Source organism: Pinibacter soli (genome assembly GCF_029961145.1).
Classification (GTDB): Bacteria; Bacteroidota; Bacteroidia; order Chitinophagales; family Chitinophagaceae; genus Pinibacter; species Pinibacter soli.
In genome coordinates this window covers 368,611-386,678 of record NZ_JASBRG010000005.1, presented here as the reverse complement: position 1 = coordinate 386,678, position 18,068 = coordinate 368,611, and the positions used below count along the sequence as shown (strand labels likewise).

The following is an 18,068-nucleotide window of genomic DNA, read 5'->3' as shown; positions in this document are numbered from 1 at the left end:
CGACTCAAAACTCAAAACTTACCTTGCAGGATTCTTATATATCCTGATGTAAATACCGCAATCAGAAAATTCCTTTATCAATTGCCAGTGATTGGTTATTTGGTTGTTTAACGTAATGTCCCTGTTTGAAATATTACTGCAGGTCGCATACATATTTTTGGAAAGATCCAAATTTGCGAAAGACATTTCGCCATCATTCAGTTCAGTATACTTTCCTTTTTGTGATGCTGGAAAAAAGAAACTCATTGTCGAAGGATCTATATTGTTCTCCTTAACATAATCGATCGCTTGTTGCCGCAGGTGATAATAAGGCAAATGGCCAAGTGTGCAATCCCACGCCGTGGAAAAACGTTCAGGATACTTCCAAAAATGACTGGATATCATGCCAGCAAGCATAAGTATGCAAACTTTAATAGCTGCATTTCTTTTCAAAACGTCGAAAGCCATTTTACCTGCAAGAAAGTTTAAGACTATACAGGGCAATATGAAATACCTTTTGCCAAACATATTGGTGAAAGGCAAGGTAAGCAGGCTCATTACAAATAATGTAGCAACAAAGAGATAGATTACGAACCGGCTTTCTTTCAGGAAGTTCTTCTTGTCCTTTAAATTAAACCACAGGAAAGCCAGGGCGATCCAGCTAACAATTGTTCCGTTATCGAGCATGAATCTGATAACGCCTCTGATATTTTTTAGGAATTGTTTGGCGCTTGCCAGCTTCCAACTGTCTTTCCACATAGTGTTATCCTGGATAAAAAAGGAGCCGGTAGTTATTTTTTTTGTGGCAAAGAATATTGCGATTGCTACAATAGACGGAAGAAAAGGAACTATAGATCTTTTGAAAACTTTCAGCGGTGCTTTGTTTTTATCTGTTGCCAATTCATAAAAGAAAATAGCCAGGCCGATGGCGCCACAAATGGCAGAGGCACGTAGGCTGCACAATGATAAGAACAGAAGCGAAAGGGATAATAAGAACTGCTCTTTTTTTTGATACAGATTAATACTCAAAAAAGAAAAGAATAACAGGAAAATATCGGGAAACAATAATGATGTCTGCGTTAAAAAAGAGGCATCTAATATCATCAGCAAAAAAACAAAAGCGACAGCGATCTTTATCGACGCATTTTTTTTACAAAACAAAAACACCTGGTAAAAACACCCAACTGAAAAAAGGCCAAGAATGATATGAGATGTTACAAGACTGCGTCCGAATATTTTCCAACTCAAAGCTAAAATAAAATGAATGAGGGGAGGATCTGCAACACCATTGGGGTAATTGAAATTGCTGAAATTGTTATCGTATAAATAATTAGCCGGAACCGACATTGCCTCTGTGCTGTCCCAAAAAAAATAGGTGTGTAATAAAAATACTTTTCCGATTATAAATGCTACAATGGCTACTAGTAAAACATAATTTTCTTTAGCTTTTATCATAATCTATAACTTGGAAAAGTGTGTTTTTTTGGGGTAAATTTAATTAATAAAGTGAATTGGGTTAACCAAAGCTTTTGGGATATCCATAACCGTGACATGAGCTTTTAATCAGCTTTGAATAGATTGTTATAAAACGAAAGCAATTTCTTTTCCTCATATTGCCAATTGTATTGCAGTCGGGCCCGTTTGCAGTTCTGTTGCAACCGCCTGTACAAAGCTTCATCCTGCATTAAAAGCCGGATGGCGGAAACGATGTTTTCAACTGATAGCTCTTTTATTAAAAGTGCCACTTCATACTCGCTGTTAATGTGTGCGTACTCAGGCAGTTCCATCGCGATCTGAGGTGTTAATGCATGCATATAATCAAATGTGCGATTGGAAAGAGACAAATAGTAACTTTTACCTTCCGCTAAAAGCATGTTTAAACCAATGTAAGCTCTCCTGGTTATCATCTTCAAATCTTCAGGGAAAACATAGCCTTTGAAATCAATTTTTTCTTTTAGCCCCAGTTCTGTCGTTAATTGTTTTGCTGCCTCAAAAAAATCTCCTCTGCCACAAATCACCAGTTGGGCGTCAATATATTTCATGGCCTGAATAAGATATTCAATGCCTCTTCCTGTTTGTATGGCGCCCTGATATAGTAAAAGCTTTTTATCCTTGACTTCCTGAACATCATCGTTTTTATTTAAAACTGCGGCGTTCATTATCACTTGGTAAGATAGCCCGTACATTGTATTGTACTCTTTAGCAAGACTCTCATTTACCGTATAGCCGTTTTTAAATTTTGGTAAAAATGTTTTTTCGATGCGCTTCCAAAATTTGTGAATACGGGGTCTTAATGCGATACTCGGCATTTCACAAAAAAGCTCATGTGCGTCGTGTGCCATTTTTTTTCTCTTCAAAATGGACAGAAAATAGCCCGGCATTATTGTGTCCAGGTCAATACAACAGATCGCATCACACCGGGTGAACAATAGATTAAAGAACAAACGGAAATTGATTTCGGCAAATAGCCAAAAGCCTTTTTTTGAAAATACGCGGAACCGCCGCTGCTCGAAGGGTTGAGACAATAAAGGCTTTACATTTTTCGATCTTGCTATGCCTACCAACAGCACATCATAATTGTTGCTGGCCAGGGATGCACATGTTTTTTGCATTCTCTGATCATAGTTGGGATCATCTCCAATAAGAAATAGAATTCTTTTTTTCACAAATCAATATTGCTTGATTAAGCATGGTGCTATTACAAATTCACTAAAAAGCGAAAGTAGTTACATTCCAAGCTTTTTACTCTCATCATAAGTCATTTCCCTGTATCCGCTTTTGGGAATATCAAACTTTGTGGAAGGTACCGGATTCAAACTTATAGACGAAACGGTGTAAGCTATTTTGAGATTACCCTGCGTTACTTCATATGCCAAAGGAAGTCCCTTCAGGTTTCTAAACTGGTAATTGAAATCCATGTTTTCAGGAAGAATATCAGTTGTGTAATAAACCACGAAAGAAGTGCCATCGTTTAATTGAGCGACTGCCTTTTTACACTTATATCCTGCAATCACTTTCGTTTCTGTAGAGTCAACAAACCTAATATCAGCGTATTTTTTGTTCTTTTCCTTCCAGTTCTCCGCGTTCATTTTGATGAGCAGCTTTTGGCCGTTGACCTCTTCAAGAATGACGGCATTGCCCGTTTGCCCGTTATAAATAGTTGTAAAAGAAGCAAGTGCGCTTACCATTTCGGTGCGGCTCAGGTTAGATTTCAAATATATTGTAGTGGTAGATCCGTCAAACGCATCGGCCAGCTTGGGTTCAGATGTCCCGGTACTAATCACAGCATCGTATACGAGGGTGAGGTCAGAAACTTTTTTCTGGGCAACAGAATGCAAGGTTGTAATGAGTAAAACAAAAGTTATTAGAACATTTATTCGTTTCATGATAATCACTGGGATGATATCCTTTTTGCTTAGACGATGTTAGTAAGTATATAGTTGCCTTCTAAAAATAAGAAAGACCTTCTGAATTTCTAATTCGAAGAAGGTCTTTTTTATTGAAAATCTATGATTTATTATTTTCCTTTATTTTTTTGCTGCATATCCTGTACTCTTTTCTGCGTTTCCTGCATTTGTTCCATCCTTTCCTGCCATTTCGATTTTGATTTAGGCTTCTTACGGTTTTCTTCCAGTTTCGCCAGAATTTTTTCATGATTGATAATGTAATTCTGGATCACAAACTGAAGGATCAATGTAATCACGTTTGAAACTGTATAGTACCATGTCAACGCTGATGGAAGTTTGTTGAAGATAAACAGAAGCATGAATGGGAAAATATAAGGCATGTATTTTAGCGCCGGGTTATTTTGATCCGGAGTGTTGGACATACCGTACAATGAGATCAGGAAGCTGGTTATAACGGCAAGCAAGGTGAACAAGCTGATATGATCTCCCAGCAAAGGAATTTTTACACCAAAGCTGATGATCGTATCATATACAGAAAGATCTTTTGCCCACAGGAAGCTTTCTCCACGCAATGCTATGTTTGAGTTAAAGAAACTATACAACGCAAAGAAGATAGGGATCTGCAGCAATGCAGGAATACAACCGCCCAATGGATTTACACCCGCTTCACGGAACAATTTCATTTGCTCCATGCCAAACTGCTGTTGGTCGTCGCCATGTTTTTTTCTGATAACATCAATTTCAGGACGAAGCGCTTTCATTTTTGCACCGCTCAGGTAGCTTGAGTAAACAAGCGGAGAGGTGAGCAAACGGATGAAAAGTGTAAGCAACAAAATAACAACACCATAGCTTGCAACAAAACCTTTGAAGAAGTCAAACACCGGCATGATGATGTATTGGTTGATCGGACGAACGAACGCGTAAAGACTTTGGCCAAGGTTAATGATCTTGTCCATTTTCTTTACACCGCTGTTACGCAAAATTTTATAGTCGTTTGGACCATAGTACAATTGTAGCTGGATGTTAGCTGTTGGGCCCGGAGCTACTTTTGTATTGAAGTTTGCTTTCACTAAAGAAAGTTCTTTCACTGTGTCAGAAGTAGGAGCTGCCCAATCTACCTGGCCACCGTCAAAATTGTTTTTTGCAATAATTGCTGTGTTGAAAAAGTGTTGTTTCGCACTTAACCAGCTAATTGGTTTTTCAAATTTCTTTATGTCCGTTGAGTGGATGTTGTGGTAGTCAAAATCGCCATCTTGTACGAAGCACAATTGTGATTGTTGTTTTTCATAATCCAGATCTTTCTCTTGTTGTACCAATTGAGATTGCCACAAAAGATTGAAAGAATTTTGAGAAAGCAATTTATCTGCGCCTTGCAAACCAATATTGAAATCTATGAAATAGCTGCCTGGTTTCAACGTGTATTGGTGAGTGATCACCTCGCCATTACCACCATTCACAACGAAAGAAACAGTTTGACTGCCATCAGCCGCTTTTGTAACCTGGCCGGGTTTGAAATAAAGATCAGTTGTTTGTTTGCCTGCGTTGTTTGCATTAACAGCGTAAGAAATAACATCTTTATCGCCATCAACCAATTTCACAGGTTGATTTTGAAAAGAGTTGTATTTTTTTAGTTCTACAGTTTTAGGAATACCTCCTTTGCTTGTAAGAACAACTTTTACCAATTCGTTTTCCACTGTAACCAGTTGTTCTGCAACAGCAGTTGCGCTGTTAAAACCACTGTCTGCCGATGCTACAGTTAAAGTGTGAGTAGTGTCAGCAGCTGCTTCTGCTCTCTTTTTTGCAAGTTCAACTCTTGCGATTGAATCTTCAACAACTTTCTTTTTTGCCTCCAGTTCATGTGTGTTCTTTGTTGAGATAAAAAGATAAGCGAAGAGAAGACCAGCTAATAATACAAAGCCGATAATAGTATTACGATCCATTTTTTAGAAAAATTGAGGTGCAAAGATAGGGGATTGCTGTAGAGTAACCCGATAATATGATAAACAAAAGCCATTAAGTAAACAATTCTTAACAACTTGAATCGTTTTGCTTAATGGCTTGTAAAACAGCTGATTGTGAGTATTGATGGAGATGAATTGCCCAAAGCCTAATGCCCAATGCCTAACGCCTTGTGGCGACAACTCAAAACTCATCACTCAAAACTCACAACTTATATCATTTCGCTCTGCAAATGCGGCGTCTTAGAAACTTCCTTTTTTTCAACGCTTTCTTTTGCGGCTTTAATAAAATGAACAAAAAGCGGATGCGGATTTTCCACAGTACTTTTCAGTTCAGGGTGATATTGTACGCCGATAAAGAACGGATGATTTGGCAACTCAACAATTTCAACAAGGCCCGTCTCAGGATTTTTACCACTGGCAACCATACCAGCTTGTTCAAATTTCTCCAAATATGCGTTGTTGAATTCCCAACGGTGCCTGTGCCTTTCAGTAATTTCTGTACTGCCGTAAATAGTTTCAGCAAGTGTTCCTTTTTTAATTTCGCAAGGGTAGGAGCCCAATCTCATAGTACCACCTTTCGCCGTTACTTCTTTCTGGGTTTCCATTAAGTCGATAACCGGGTCAGGCGTTTTTTCATTCATTTCGGTAGAATGTGCGTCCTTCAAATTCAACACGTTTCTTGCGAATTCAATAACGCTCATTTGCATACCCAAACAAATGCCAAAGAAAGGCAAACCTTTTTCTCTTGCATATTTCACAGCAGTGATCTTACCTTCAATACCGCGAAGACCAAAACCTGGTGCAACCAGCAAACCATCAAGGTTGCCAAGCTTTTCAGCCACATTTTCTTCAGTAATAAACTCACTATGCACGTTTACAATGTTCACTTTGCACTCGTTCACCGCACCTGCGTGTACAAACGCCTCCAGAATTGATTTGTAAGCATCCTGCAGCTCAATATATTTACCGATCAAACCAATGGTAACTTTTGCTTTCGGATATTTCAATTTATCCAAAAATTCTTTCCATTTTGTAAGATCAGGATCTGCATAGTTTGTGATCTTCAATTTGCGCAAGCAAATAAGATCAAGTTTCTCTCTCATCATTGCCAAAGGCACTTCGTAAATGGTAGGAGCATCCGCTGCTTCAATTACAGCCTCTGGTTTTACATTACAGAAAAGGGCCACTTTCTTCCTGATCTCAGGGCTAAGTTGCTCTTCAGTTCTGCACACAATAATATCCGGATGAACGCCTTCCTGGCTCAGCATTCTTACGCTGTGCTGGGTTGGTTTGGTTTTTAATTCTTTTGCTGCTCTTAAGTAAGGGATCAACGTCAGGTGAACGACAAGACAATCTTCTTCAGGAAGTTCCCACTGCAACTGACGTACAGCTTCTATAAATGGTAAGCTTTCAATGTCACCAACGGTACCGCCAAGCTCTGTAATTACCACATCGTAACCTTTGTTTCCAAGCAAAAGCATTCTGCGCTTGATCTCATCGGTGATGTGAGGAACAACCTGTACGGTTTTCCCCAGGTAAGCACCTTCTCTTTCCTTGTTAATTACTGTTTGATAAATACGGCCTGTAGTTACGTTGTTGGCCTGTGATGTGTAAATATTCAGGAATCTTTCATAGTGGCCAAGGTCAAGATCGGTTTCGGCGCCATCTTCTGTTACATAGCACTCACCATGCTCATAAGGATTTAAAGTACCTGGATCCACATTGATGTATGGATCGAATTTTTGAATAGTTACTTTTAATCCTCTTGCTTGCAGCAATTTTGCCAGCGAAGCAGCAATAATTCCTTTTCCTAACGACGACGTAACACCTCCGGTTACAAAAATAAACTTAGCCATATTCTTATAATTGATTCGTTTTCTGTCTTTTGGGCAAAGAATAAATAAAATAAGACCTGCTATTGAAATATGCGGCTTAAAAAAGCCTAATAAATCAACACCATGCTTTGAACCAGTCTTAATTAATATTATTTGTCTTTGCCTTGTGACCGGCGGAAGAAATGAGAAATTCTCCGTGAGGTCATGCAAAGATACAATAATTTAACACAAGGCAATTGGTATAGTTTTTTTGTGTGGAAAATTTGCTTGCAAGTCTGTCCAAAACGTTTAATATTTGTCTGAAACTCAGTCTCCACAACACATTGTTAAGTTTTATGAAAAGAAAAATATTCACATTGCTGGTAATCTTAATGCCTGCATTGGGCATGTCCCAAACTGCAACGAATTGCTGCACTGCTTCTGCTACCGAAGCGTATGCTCAAAATGGCAACGATAAGGCTTTTGTTGCTTCGCATCCGGAGCCTCTGCCTTTCGTTTACAAAACTGCCACAGGGAAGGATATCTATTACAAAACAAGTGATGGAAAAGAAGCGCATGCATGGGAAGTGGCAGCAGCAAAAAAGACTCCTTACTATCTGATAGTAGTGCATGAATGGTGGGGACTAAATGATTATATAAAACAGGAAACAGAAAAACTGGCAAATGAACTTGGCGCGAATGCCATTGCCATAGACCTCTACGATAAACAAGTGGCTACAACTCGTGAAGACGCTTCCAAAATAATGCAAACAGTAACCACAGAAAGAGCGACGGCAATTATTAAGGGCGTTTATTCTTACGTAGGAACAGGTGCAAAAATATTTACCGTTGGCTGGTGCTTCGGCGGCGGCTGGAGCTTGCAGGCCGCTTTGATGGCTGGCACTCAGCTACGTGGATGCGCTATGTATTACGGTGCACCGGAAAAAGATGTTGAGAAATTAAAAACGTTGAACGCAGATGTAATCGGGTTCTTCGGTAATAAAGACAAATGGCCGAGCCCTGCAATGGTGGATGAATTTGTGGAGAATATGAAGAAGGCAAACAAGAAATTAATAGTAAACAGATATGATGCGACGCATGGTTTTGCAAACCCAAGCAATCCTGATTTTAATAAAGAAGCGACAGAAGATGCGCACAAAAAAATGATCAGTTTTTTTAAAGAAAGAATTAAGTAGGGGCAAATTGAATTCGCCCTCACCCTTTCATTTAGAAATTGCTATATATTTACAAAACCCATTCAACTTAAAAACAAAACACACTGATGAAAAAACTTTTTGTGGGAATTTTAGCCCTTGCAGCTATTTACAGTTGTAACAACAGTACGGAAACTAAAGCTTCGGATGCTAAATCCACTGATCCGGCTGCAGCTACAACGAACACAGCACCTTCTGCAGAAAATGAAAAGGCTATTAATCTGATCGCGCAATCTGATTGCCTTACCTGCCACAAAGTAGACGAAAAGACTACAGGGCCTGCTTACAGAGACGTTGCCAACAAATACGAGAACAACGATGCCACAGTTGAATTGCTAGCCAAAAAAGTTATTGCTGGAGGTAAAGGAAATTGGGGCGAAATTCCAATGACTCCGCATCCAAACCTTTCTGAAGCTGATGCAAAAGAAATGGTGAAGTATGTATTATCGTTGAGAAACAAATAGAGCCAATTTGAAAATTTGATGATTTGAAAATTTGAAAATGCATTGTTTTTAGCATACGGAGTTATTAATTAACTCTTAAAAAGTCAGAGAGTTAATGTTTTGCAATGAAAACTGCATCTAAAGGCATTTCCAAATTTTCAAATCATCAAATTGAATTGCCGTTCCAAATCTTCCATCCTTCTTCGGCCTGTATCTCCAACATCTCATGTCCATTCTCAATCGTAGCGCCTTGGGCTTCGCCTTTTTGCAGGAACAATGTTTTGGAAGGATTGTACACTAAGTCAAACAAGTAATGATCAGGAGTAAGTGCTCCGTAAGGAATATCCGCACATTCATTCACGTTGGGGTATGTTCCGAGAGGAGTCGTATTTACAATTAATTTGTGAGCAGCGATAACACCATTGGTTAATTGCGCATAGCTGATAATGTTAGCTTCAGGGTTTGCTTTTCTGCTTACAATTTTATAAGAAATATTAAGCTGTTGCAATGCATAGACAACAGCCTTTGCGGCACCGCCGGTTCCCAATACTAAAGCAGTGTTGTGTTCTGGCCTCAGCTTTTTTTTCAGTGATACTTCAAAACCTTTTACATCTGTGTTGTAGCCGATCAATTTACCATCCACAATTTTTACGCAATTGCAGGCGCCTATCTTTTGAACAGCGTCGGTTTGCTGATCAATAAATGGCAATACCTGCTCTTTGTAAGGGATAGTAATATTAAAACCTTCCAGATTGGAATGCGTTGCCAGCAGGTCTTTTAACTGATCTATGGAACTAAGAGGAAAGTTTTGGTAAGAGCAGTTCTTTATGCCTTCTCTTTCAAATTTTTCTGTGAAAAATTTTTGAGAAAAAGAATGGCCCAAAGGAAAACCGATCAAACCAAAAAGCCTCATTATTGAACGGTTTCTTTATTTAAGAATAGGTGGAAAGTATCGCCACGCAAACCAATACGCATTGCTTCCAGTGAAATAACTTCAGAAGGAGCGATGTTACCAAGGTTTACATTGCAACCGATCAATTCAATAAAGTACAACTGTTGTGCTTTTTGCGGAGCTTCCCAAAGGATTTTTTCTTCAGGTATCTGTGTAAGGATTTCCTGAACAAGACCTTCACGCACCTCACCAGAACCTCTGTAGATACCTACGTTACCAGCCTCACGTGCTTCTGCGATTACGTATGTAGCACCAGCATCAAGCTCGGAGCGCATCAATTCGATCCATTTATAAGGAGGGATAATGTGAGCGGCATCTTTACTACCAACTTCACTTAACACCGTACCGTGTTTGGTTAATTTTTCAATATACCCGCATTTTTCAGCATGAGGAATGGTGATAGAACCATCGCTCACCTCCATAAATGCAACACCATATTCTTTGCACACATCAATATAGTCTTGGAACTGGTTTCTTACTAAGAATGCCTCGAACAGTGTACCTCCAAAATAAACTGGCATTCCGGCAGCCCGGTAAACTTCCAGTTTCTCTTTAAGGTTAGGCGTAACAAACGAAGTTCCGAAACCGAGTTTTACGATGTCCACGTGTGGTTTCGCTATGCTCAAAAAGTTGCGGGTTTCTTCTATACTAAGCCCCTTGTCCATCACCATCGTTAAACCATTCTGCCTGGGCTGTTGAATTCTTTCAGGAATCTGCGATAAATTGAAATTCATTTACTGCTTTTGACTGTGTATTAAATACAAACGAGCGCAAAAATAGGAAACAATGGCGAATGAAAAATTCCAAATTGTTAATACTTAAGGTAGATTTTGAGAGAATTATGCACTAGAAATTAAGAATTTAGGTTTTTTGGCCGCAAATATTCTTTAGTATGACCGCGGTCATACTTCATTTTCAATTTTCAACTCTCCATTTTCAATTGGCTAAAAGTTCTTATTGCGTTTGTACCTCGCGATAACATCTACCACTTGCTGATTTTGAAGAATGGCAGGATTCAGTTCAACAAACAGTTTTATTTTTTTAGGAGAAACGTGGATTGCCTTTTCAAGTTGAAGCAAACCTTCACGTGATTTGCCCATGGCAAAATAAATAGCACTTAAGTAGTATATGAAGATAGATTTTCCTTCTGTATGCTTGATGGCCGCCAATACTTGCTCCAATGCCTCTTCGTAGTACTTTACGGAATAGAGACAACGAATAAGCGCTTCCCAGCCGGCAACATTTCTTGGTCGTGATCTAACTACATTTGAGAAATAAATGATCGCGTCCTTGACTTCGCCCAGCTGCAATTTACATTCACCCATTGCCAGATTATACTCCGGTTGGTTACGGTGAATTTGCAAAGCTGCATCCAGTTGCTTGATAGCTTGCGTCCATTGGCTTTCGTTGATGTAAGTACAGGCAATCTTGTAAAATAACTTGCTGTCATCATTATTAAGATGGGATGCTTTCCTGTAATAGAAGCGGGCCTGTGCGTAGTTATTCAGCCTGTCGTAGCAATGTCCCAAAGCCTCGAAAATTACATCTTCGGGTCTCGACAGCTCCAGCACTTTCTCCAGTACCTCGATCGCGTCTTTGAACTTGCGGAGCCTTATATACGCATCTCCCATATTGCGATATGCATAGTCAAACTTTTCATCGATGGTTACCGCATATTTATAAGCGTCAATGGCTTTTTCGTAGAGTTTCAGTCCCTGGTAAGAAGCGGCGAGATTGAACCAGGCCAGCTCGTTGTAAGGATAGTCTTCAATGATTTTATTGTGAAGGCGAATACTCTCTTCGTTACGGCCGGTAAAATCGGTCCAGAAACATATCTTGTATAGAGCCTCTTCATTTGTCGGCTCCTGCTCAAGAATCAATTTCAGGCAATCGAAGATTTTATCAAATTCCTCATAATCGTCATATACATCAGCAAGTTCAAACAGTAGTTCGATCCTTTCTTCGCCATCGAAAAGATCCAATGCGCTTTCCAGAAGCTCCACAGCTTTTTCCTGTTTATCAAGTGCCAGGTAAACCTCCGTCCGTAAAATATAAAGATTGATGTCGCGGCTGTCGAAAAGTTCAGCACGCTCAAGAATATCTAATGCTTCGGTATATTTTCTGGCACCAATGAGCAGGTCAGCTTTTTTGACCAGCAATTCCGATGAAAAGGGAAAATGTTCGACCGCAATTTCCGCAGCTTCCATGGCCTCAGTGATGTTATCGGCGTCGTCGTAATAGTCGATGATCTTCTCAAAAGATTCCTCACTGATAAAAGAGTGATTTCTACCTTTTTTCAGATTCTCGAACTGTTTTAAAAGTTCCTGAAGCTCTTCACTATCTTGGCGGTAAGGATTTTCTTTCATGTAATGGATGGTTACTGTAAGTTAGGGAATACCAAAGTATTTCCCAATTTTCTGTAACAATTTTTTGATTGATTCGTTAAATAGGTATTAAAATTCTTGATGAAAGGTTAAAAAAATAAGAAAATAATCTATACTTTTGCCTTAATGAAATTATTTTCCTTCATAAAAAGCTATAAAAAACAATCAGTTATGATAACTGCATTGGCTATTTGCGGCATACATGCGTTTGCTGCAATTGGTATTGGCGGCGGGGGAAAAACCAAGCAAAATTCGATCGGGATCGATTTTACTCCGATCAGTGTTGCAAACTCATTCACTCTTAAAGGTAATTTCAGCTACAGGGGTGGAAAAATTATGAGCGAAGAAAGAATCGCTCCTAATGTTATCACTTTTAACTCGATCGTTACTTATCAACAAGGCAATACTACCTACATTATGCCTTATAAGAGCTCTATATCTCTTACTCCCGCCACAAATTCAAATTTACAAATGCTGAATTTGAAAGTTAAAATTCACTAGATTTTCATTCTTTTATTTATTGGTTACAAAAAGATGTCTTCCAAAAGGAGATGTTTTTTATGCCATTTATCCAACAAAACAAAGGCAATTTCGTGACTATGGAGTCAGTGCTACGGTTTGCAAAGGCACTCTGGCAGTCAACGTTTAACATGTCGCCCCTACGGGGCCGGCTCTGGATTTTTTAAATTTTTCTTTTTGCTACGAATGTGTCCCCGCTGGGACTGTTTGCAACTTGCTGGATGTATTGACTAGCCCCGGCGGGCGACACGTTCGTAGCAAACATTGAGCAACGTCGAATCAAATGCGAGCCCCGTAGGGGGCGACATGTTAAACATCGAGAAGCGAGAATTAATAGCGGGTCTTAGATTGAAGGCTGTGCGAAGGATTAAGCCGAGGACGGCCGGGATTCTTACTTTTGACTTTTCTCTTTTAGATATTACATAACAAAGACCCGCAAATCGCGGGCCCTTGTGTTTCTTCTCATGTCAAAACGAAAAACTATTTTATCTTAAGAAAAGCATCTCACGATATTTTGGTAACAACCATTCTTTGTCATCCACCATCAATTCCAGTTTGTCAACGTGGTAACGGATAGCATCGAAGAACGGAGCTTTAACCTGGCTTTCGTAAGCGATTGCTTTCGTGCGGGTATCTTCCATTGCATTGCAGATCTTTCTTGCTTCGATCATTTGCACTACCAGTTCGCTTGTTTTGCTGATGTAGTGTGACAATCTTTCAAGAATAACCGTTTGGTTTTTGTAAGAAGACTCAGGCATACCAACTTCTTTCAAGCCTTTGATATTTTGGATCAAAGTGTTTTGATATTTGATAGCAGAAGGAATGATATGGCTGGTACAAAGTTCGCCCATGATACGAGCTTCAATCTGTACACGTTTAATGTATTTTTCAACTTCAATCTCGTGACGAGCCTCAAGCTCAACGTGAGTTAATACATTATTGCTTTCGAAAAGGTGTTTAGCTTTTTCAGTAACCAATGCATCCAACGCCAAAGGAGTTGTTTTTACATTTGGTAAACCGCGTTTTTCTGCTTCTTTAGCCCATGCTTCGCTGTAACCGTCACCTTCGAACAATACTTTTTCAGAAGAAACGATGTACTCGCGGATAACGTGCATGATAGCGATTTCTTTTTTCTCGCCTTTTTCAATTAACGCATCAACATCTTTTTTGAATTGTTTCAATGTTTCAGCTATAATTGTGTTCAGCACTGTCATTGGGTTGGCACAGTTTGCAGTAGAACCTACCGCGCGGAACTCGAATTTGTTACCGGTGAAGGCAAAAGGAGAAGTTCTGTTACGGTCTGTGTTATCCAGCATCAATTCCGGAATGCTTTTGTGCAGGTCAAGTTTCAGGATAGCTTCGTCTTGCTCGTCGAATTTATCGCTTACTCTTTCTTTAACGTCTTGCAACACTTTGTTCAAATAGCCACCAACGAATACAGAGATAATTGCAGGAGGCGCTTCGTTTGCACCAAGACGGTGATCATTGCCCGCAGAAGCGATAGAAGCTCTTAAAATATCTGCATAATCATGAACCGCTTTAATTGTGTTTACAAAGAAAGTAAGGAACATGAAGTTTGTTTTTGGAGTTTTACCAGGAGCCAACAAGTTAACGCCTGTATCAGTTGACATACTCCAGTTGTTGTGTTTACCGCTGCCGTTGATACCAGCAAATGGTTTCTCGTGAAGCAAAACACGCAATTTATGACGACGTGCAACGCGGTCCATGATGTCCATCAACAATGTGTTGTGGTCAACAGCTACACTAACTTCTTCGAAGATAGGAGCACACTCAAACTGAGCAGGAGCCACCTCGTTGTGACGGGTTCTTAAAGGAATACCTAATTTATAAGATTCTGTTTCAAAGTCTCTCATGAATGCATACACTCTTTCAGGAATAGAACCGAAGTAGTGATCTTCCAATTGCTGACCTTTCGCAGGAGAGTGACCGAATACTGTTCTGCCGCTCAATACTAAATCAGGACGTGCATTGAACATAGCTTCGTCAATAACGAAGTATTCTTGCTCCCAACCCAATGTGGCAGAAACCTTGTTTACGTTTTTATCAAAATAGTTTGCAACATCAACTGCCGCCTTGTTCAAAGCCTCAAGTGATTTCAACAAAGGAGCTTTGTAGTCAAGTGTTTCGCCTGTATAGGAAACGAAAATGGTAGGAACACAAAGTGTTTTGCCAGTACCAATTTCCATAATGAATGCAGGAGAAGATGGATCCCATGCAGTGTAACCGCGAGCTTCGAAAGTCGCACGGATACCACCGTTAGGGAAAGAAGATGCATCTGGCTCTTGTTGGATCAAAGCCGCGCCGTCAAACTCTTCCAGAGCAGAACCATCACCTTTCAAAGTGAAGAAAGAATCATGTTTTTCTGCTGTAGTACCAGTAAGAGGCTGGAACCAGTGTGTATAGTGAGATACTCCTTTGCTTTCTGCCCATTGACGAAGACCAGCTGCAATTTGATTTGCAACGGCACGGTCAATTTTCTTAGCGCCTTTGATCGAAGCCAAAAGGCTTTTGTACGCCTCATCGCTCAAAAACTCACGGGCAGTCTTAAGAGTAAATACATTCTCATTGAAAATAGCAGTAATTTTTTTGGATCCGGCATTACTTACTCCGTCCTTGCCGGCTAGGTTGTTGATTGCATTAAAACGTAATGACATGGGTATAAAAATTTAACTATTGCAAATGAACGTTAATTCGAGCAAACAAACAATAATTTTGAAAAAAGATTATGTTTTTAACCAAAAAAAGACAAAAATGAAACATATAACTCCGTTTCCTTAAAAAATCTGAAGCAAAAGTCAAGAGGTACGATATATTTTTTAATTTTTAATAAGTGAGCTTAATTTGGTAGAAAGAAGCATTGGAGCGACAAAAAACGGCAGGAAAATACTCTTATACCGGATAACAGCGCCTACAATATGAACCATATACCCAAGGAATAGCCAATTTGCCAGTAAAATAAACAGCCCGAAATACAAAATAGCCCTTTGAGAGCTGTTCAGCGACACGCGATTGAATATAAAATATATAATGAGGGCTGCCAGGGCAATTATCTCCAACGCAAAGGGAATATAAAAAAGGCCGAGATGGTCCCACAAATACGGCCTTAAAAAACCATGATTTAACGCCTGGGGCAGATTATAGAGGTAACTTTCGAAGGAGCTTTCCAGCGTTTCATAAGGGAGCAGTGAATTTGCACTTAACGAATTGAATTCGATTCGTCGCTTAACGATCCATTCCGGAAGGTTCAATGCCGGTGAAATGTATGATGACAAAAAGAAACCTGCACAACAAACTGCAACTACTGCACTATTTATTTTCAACGCGTCATTTGGAAAGCGATAATTCAAGATGCATATAAAAATGGCGGGTATTAAAGACAGCGCCACGTAATTTCTAAGAATGAGAATAAAAAAGAGACACAGAAAAATATTTAAGATCATCCTGCTCGTTGTCTTTTGTGCGTTTATCCACATGGCAAGCTGATAAACAATCAGCGACATCAACATAAATAGTAGCCCATCCTTATGTAATCCGCTTGTCCAGAAAAGGGTAGAGGGTACTAGAAAGGATGCGAAAACTATAAAGAATTTTTTCGCATGGGGGAAAAGAAGGCTGTATGCCTTTGCGAATGCGATGTTGCCGAAAAAAGTTCCGAAAGCAAAAAAAAGAACATTGATATAATAGCTGCTAAAGCTGAAGACGTTGAAAATGGCTTCAATTTTTATCAATGTCAGATCTTTTATGACGTTCCAATAAGAATCCCCCCCACCAAAAAACTCAATATAACTAAGGTGAGGTTCGTAAAACCATGTAGTTAAAAAATGAATTGGGTTTGACGTTAAAACGCGGGTCTGTCTGAGGCTAATGAAAAACATCTGCCATGTATCTGCATCTGCAATATGTTTCGAATATATATAGCCGTAAAAAACACCCATAACAACTTTAAGAAAAAATACTATCCATAACCATTTTAATGGGATACCGCTGTTCCGTAGAAAATTGATTTTAGTAATGAGCCAGCAAAAGAAGATCAGGTATAATAAAAAAAGCAAATAGTGCAACGGTATTGTTTTTTGTGAATGCAAAATAACTAATGGCAACAATAATTTTAGCGCTTTTGCTCAGCTAGTTTTATTTATCTTGCCGGACTATATAGATACGATGGCAAGAATCGCAATAATGCTTAACAGACTGGTAATTGGAGGGGCCCCGCTGGACACCGTGCAGCTTGCCGGTTATTTGTCCGAAAAGCATGAAGTGTATCTGGTAGTTGGAGAAAAAAACAAAGACGAATATGACGCGTCTTTTTTGCTGAAGGCATATCCCAGGCTTCGTGTCGTGCATATACGCGAAGTACATCGTTCAATTAATTTCTTCAGAGACGTACTGGCCTTCTTCCATATCAAAAGAGAACTTAAAAAAATAAATCCGGATATAGTTCATACAAATGGCGCAAAGCCAGGTGTATTGGGAAGATTAGCTGCAAAGATGATTGGCACTAAAGTGATTCTGCATACTTATCACGGCCACGTTTTTCATTCCTACTTTAATAAATTTTTCTCCGCTCAAATTATCAAACTTGAACGATGGCTCGCAACACAATCAACAAAATTGATTGCGACAAGTTTGATACAGCAACACGACCTCGTGGATGTGTATCACGTAAGCGACTTGTCTAAAATAGCGGTTATTCCAATTGGCATAGACACAACGTCCTTTGAGGATAGCGAAGAAAAAAAGAGAAACAGATTCCGGACATATTATAAACTACATGATAAAGAAGTTGCCATTGGAATAGTTGGCAGAATAGTTCCGATTAAGGACCACAAATTTTTTATAGAGGCGGTTGCGAAATTGCTTCAGAAAACAAAACTGCCCGTCCGTTTTTTTATTATCGGAGACGGAGCTTTACGAACCTCATTGGAAAGCCAGCTTGGTAGAAAAAAAATATCTTATACATATTATCCGGAATCGGCTGAGGTCGCACAGGTCACGTTTACGTCTTGGTTGCTAAGTATAGATGAGGCGATGGCTGGTCTGGATATTGTTGCATTAACCTCGTTAAACGAAGGAACAGCTATTACTCTTTTGGAAGCGCAAGCCGCAGGCAAACCCATTGTTACCACAAATGCCGGAGCGGTTAGCCAAACAATTGATCCGGGCGTAACCGGACTTTTAAGCCCATTGCACGATTTGAACGGATTTGTTTCAAATGCTTTGAGTTTGATTGAAAACAAGGAGCTCAGGAAATCTATGGGCGAAAACGGGCGGCAATTTGTAATGAGAGGCTTTTCCAAGCAAAAAGAACTTGCCGATATTGAGCGTCTATACCTGTCCCTGCTTGAAAATCAGCGAACTCAATAAACTCCGCAAT

The 18,068-nt window shown here is 39.5% G+C and carries 14 protein-coding genes; 4 read left to right on the top strand and 10 right to left on the bottom strand.

Features of this window, described 5'->3' with window-relative positions; translation table 11 throughout:
* Positions 1-18: 18 nt before the first annotated feature.
* From QJ048_RS09005 to pyrG, 5 genes are all read right to left on the bottom strand, one after another.
* Complete coding sequence (locus tag QJ048_RS09005) at positions 19-1,434, bottom strand: ArnT family glycosyltransferase (protein ID WP_282334009.1); 1,416 nt, start codon at positions 1,432-1,434, stop codon at positions 19-21.
* A gap of 104 nt (positions 1,435-1,538) precedes the next feature.
* Positions 1,539-2,645: a glycosyltransferase gene (locus QJ048_RS09000; RefSeq protein WP_282334008.1), complete on the bottom strand. Its 1,107-nt coding sequence runs from the start codon at positions 2,643-2,645 to the stop codon at positions 1,539-1,541.
* A 60-nt stretch (positions 2,646-2,705) separates the two neighbouring features.
* Positions 2,706-3,365: a hypothetical protein gene (locus QJ048_RS08995; RefSeq protein WP_282334007.1), complete on the bottom strand. Its 660-nt coding sequence runs from the start codon at positions 3,363-3,365 to the stop codon at positions 2,706-2,708.
* Positions 3,366-3,496: 131 nt separating this feature from the next.
* Positions 3,497-5,326, bottom strand: coding sequence for a membrane protein insertase YidC (yidC, locus tag QJ048_RS08990; protein WP_282334006.1), 1,830 nt, complete (start codon positions 5,324-5,326; stop codon positions 3,497-3,499).
* 230 nt (positions 5,327-5,556) lie between these two features.
* A complete protein-coding gene (gene pyrG / locus QJ048_RS08985; RefSeq protein ID WP_282334005.1) occupies positions 5,557-7,203 on the bottom strand; it encodes a CTP synthase in 1,647 nt (548 codons plus the stop codon).
* 314 nt (positions 7,204-7,517) lie between these two features.
* Here pyrG and QJ048_RS08980 point away from each other — a divergent pair, with 314 nt between their 5' ends.
* Together QJ048_RS08980 and QJ048_RS08975 are read left to right on the top strand one after the other, a co-directional pair.
* On the top strand, positions 7,518-8,357 hold the full coding sequence (locus QJ048_RS08980; RefSeq protein WP_282334004.1) for a dienelactone hydrolase family protein: 840 nt from the start codon (positions 7,518-7,520) through the stop codon (positions 8,355-8,357).
* Positions 8,358-8,443: 86 nt separating this feature from the next.
* The gene (locus QJ048_RS08975) at positions 8,444-8,839 is read left to right on the top strand and encodes a c-type cytochrome (protein ID WP_282334003.1); all 396 of its coding nucleotides are present in this window, start codon (positions 8,444-8,446) and stop codon (positions 8,837-8,839) included.
* 145 nt (positions 8,840-8,984) lie between these two features.
* Here the strand turns inward: QJ048_RS08975 and QJ048_RS08970 are convergent, their stop codons facing one another.
* The 3 genes from QJ048_RS08970 to QJ048_RS08960 form a co-directional block, all read right to left on the bottom strand.
* Positions 8,985-9,731 carry a shikimate dehydrogenase family protein gene (locus tag QJ048_RS08970; RefSeq protein ID WP_282334001.1) on the bottom strand — a complete coding sequence of 249 codons (747 nt, stop codon included), beginning with the start codon at positions 9,729-9,731 and terminating at the stop codon, positions 8,985-8,987.
* A complete protein-coding gene (locus QJ048_RS08965) occupies positions 9,731-10,504 on the bottom strand; it encodes a phosphosulfolactate synthase (RefSeq protein WP_282334000.1) in 774 nt (257 codons plus the stop codon). The genes QJ048_RS08970 and QJ048_RS08965 overlap by 1 nt, the downstream gene beginning before the upstream one ends.
* A 210-nt stretch (positions 10,505-10,714) precedes the next feature.
* Positions 10,715-12,136 carry a tetratricopeptide repeat protein gene (locus tag QJ048_RS08960; protein WP_282333999.1) on the bottom strand — a complete coding sequence of 474 codons (1,422 nt, stop codon included), beginning with the start codon at positions 12,134-12,136 and terminating at the stop codon, positions 10,715-10,717.
* 189 nt (positions 12,137-12,325) lie between these two features.
* Here QJ048_RS08960 and QJ048_RS08955 point away from each other — a divergent pair, with 189 nt between their 5' ends.
* Positions 12,326-12,655 carry a hypothetical protein gene (locus QJ048_RS08955; RefSeq protein WP_282333998.1) on the top strand — a complete coding sequence of 110 codons (330 nt, stop codon included), beginning with the start codon at positions 12,326-12,328 and terminating at the stop codon, positions 12,653-12,655.
* Between the two features lie 503 nt (positions 12,656-13,158).
* Here the strand turns inward: QJ048_RS08955 and QJ048_RS08950 are convergent.
* The gene (locus QJ048_RS08950; protein WP_282333997.1) at positions 13,159-15,348 is read right to left on the bottom strand and encodes a glutamine synthetase III family protein; all 2,190 of its coding nucleotides are present in this window, start codon (positions 15,346-15,348) and stop codon (positions 13,159-13,161) included.
* A 162-nt stretch (positions 15,349-15,510) separates the two neighbouring features.
* Positions 15,511-16,422, bottom strand: a complete 912-nt coding sequence (locus QJ048_RS08945) for a hypothetical protein (protein WP_282333996.1) — start codon at positions 16,420-16,422, stop codon at positions 15,511-15,513.
* Positions 16,423-16,855: 433 nt separating this feature from the next.
* Here QJ048_RS08945 and QJ048_RS08940 point away from each other — a divergent pair, with 433 nt between their 5' ends.
* Positions 16,856-18,058 carry a glycosyltransferase gene (locus QJ048_RS08940; RefSeq protein WP_282333995.1) on the top strand — a complete coding sequence of 401 codons (1,203 nt, stop codon included), beginning with the start codon at positions 16,856-16,858 and terminating at the stop codon, positions 18,056-18,058.
* Positions 18,059-18,068 lie beyond the last annotated feature (10 nt).

Bases quoted from the DNA above. Each gene is read 5' to 3' on its own strand.
- QJ048_RS09005 (WP_282334009.1), bottom strand. From the start codon at position 1,434: ATGATAAAAGCTAAAGAAAATTATGTTTTACTAGTAGCCATTGTAGCA.
- QJ048_RS08995 (WP_282334007.1), bottom strand. From the start codon at position 3,365: ATGAAACGAATAAATGTTCTAATAACTTTTGTTTTACTCATTACAACC.
- yidC (WP_282334006.1), bottom strand. From the start codon at position 5,326: ATGGATCGTAATACTATTATCGGCTTTGTATTATTAGCTGGTCTTCTC.
- pyrG (WP_282334005.1), bottom strand. From the start codon at position 7,203: ATGGCTAAGTTTATTTTTGTAACCGGAGGTGTTACGTCGTCGTTAGGA.
- QJ048_RS08980 (WP_282334004.1), top strand. From the start codon at position 7,518: ATGAAAAGAAAAATATTCACATTGCTGGTAATCTTAATGCCTGCATTG.
- QJ048_RS08975 (WP_282334003.1), top strand. From the start codon at position 8,444: ATGAAAAAACTTTTTGTGGGAATTTTAGCCCTTGCAGCTATTTACAGT.
- QJ048_RS08970 (WP_282334001.1), bottom strand. From the start codon at position 9,731: ATGAGGCTTTTTGGTTTGATCGGTTTTCCTTTGGGCCATTCTTTTTCT.
- QJ048_RS08965 (WP_282334000.1), bottom strand. From the start codon at position 10,504: ATGAATTTCAATTTATCGCAGATTCCTGAAAGAATTCAACAGCCCAGG.
- QJ048_RS08960 (WP_282333999.1), bottom strand. From the start codon at position 12,136: ATGAAAGAAAATCCTTACCGCCAAGATAGTGAAGAGCTTCAGGAACTT.
- QJ048_RS08955 (WP_282333998.1), top strand. From the start codon at position 12,326: ATGATAACTGCATTGGCTATTTGCGGCATACATGCGTTTGCTGCAATT.
- QJ048_RS08950 (WP_282333997.1), bottom strand. From the start codon at position 15,348: ATGTCATTACGTTTTAATGCAATCAACAACCTAGCCGGCAAGGACGGA.
- QJ048_RS08940 (WP_282333995.1), top strand. From the start codon at position 16,856: ATGGCAAGAATCGCAATAATGCTTAACAGACTGGTAATTGGAGGGGCC.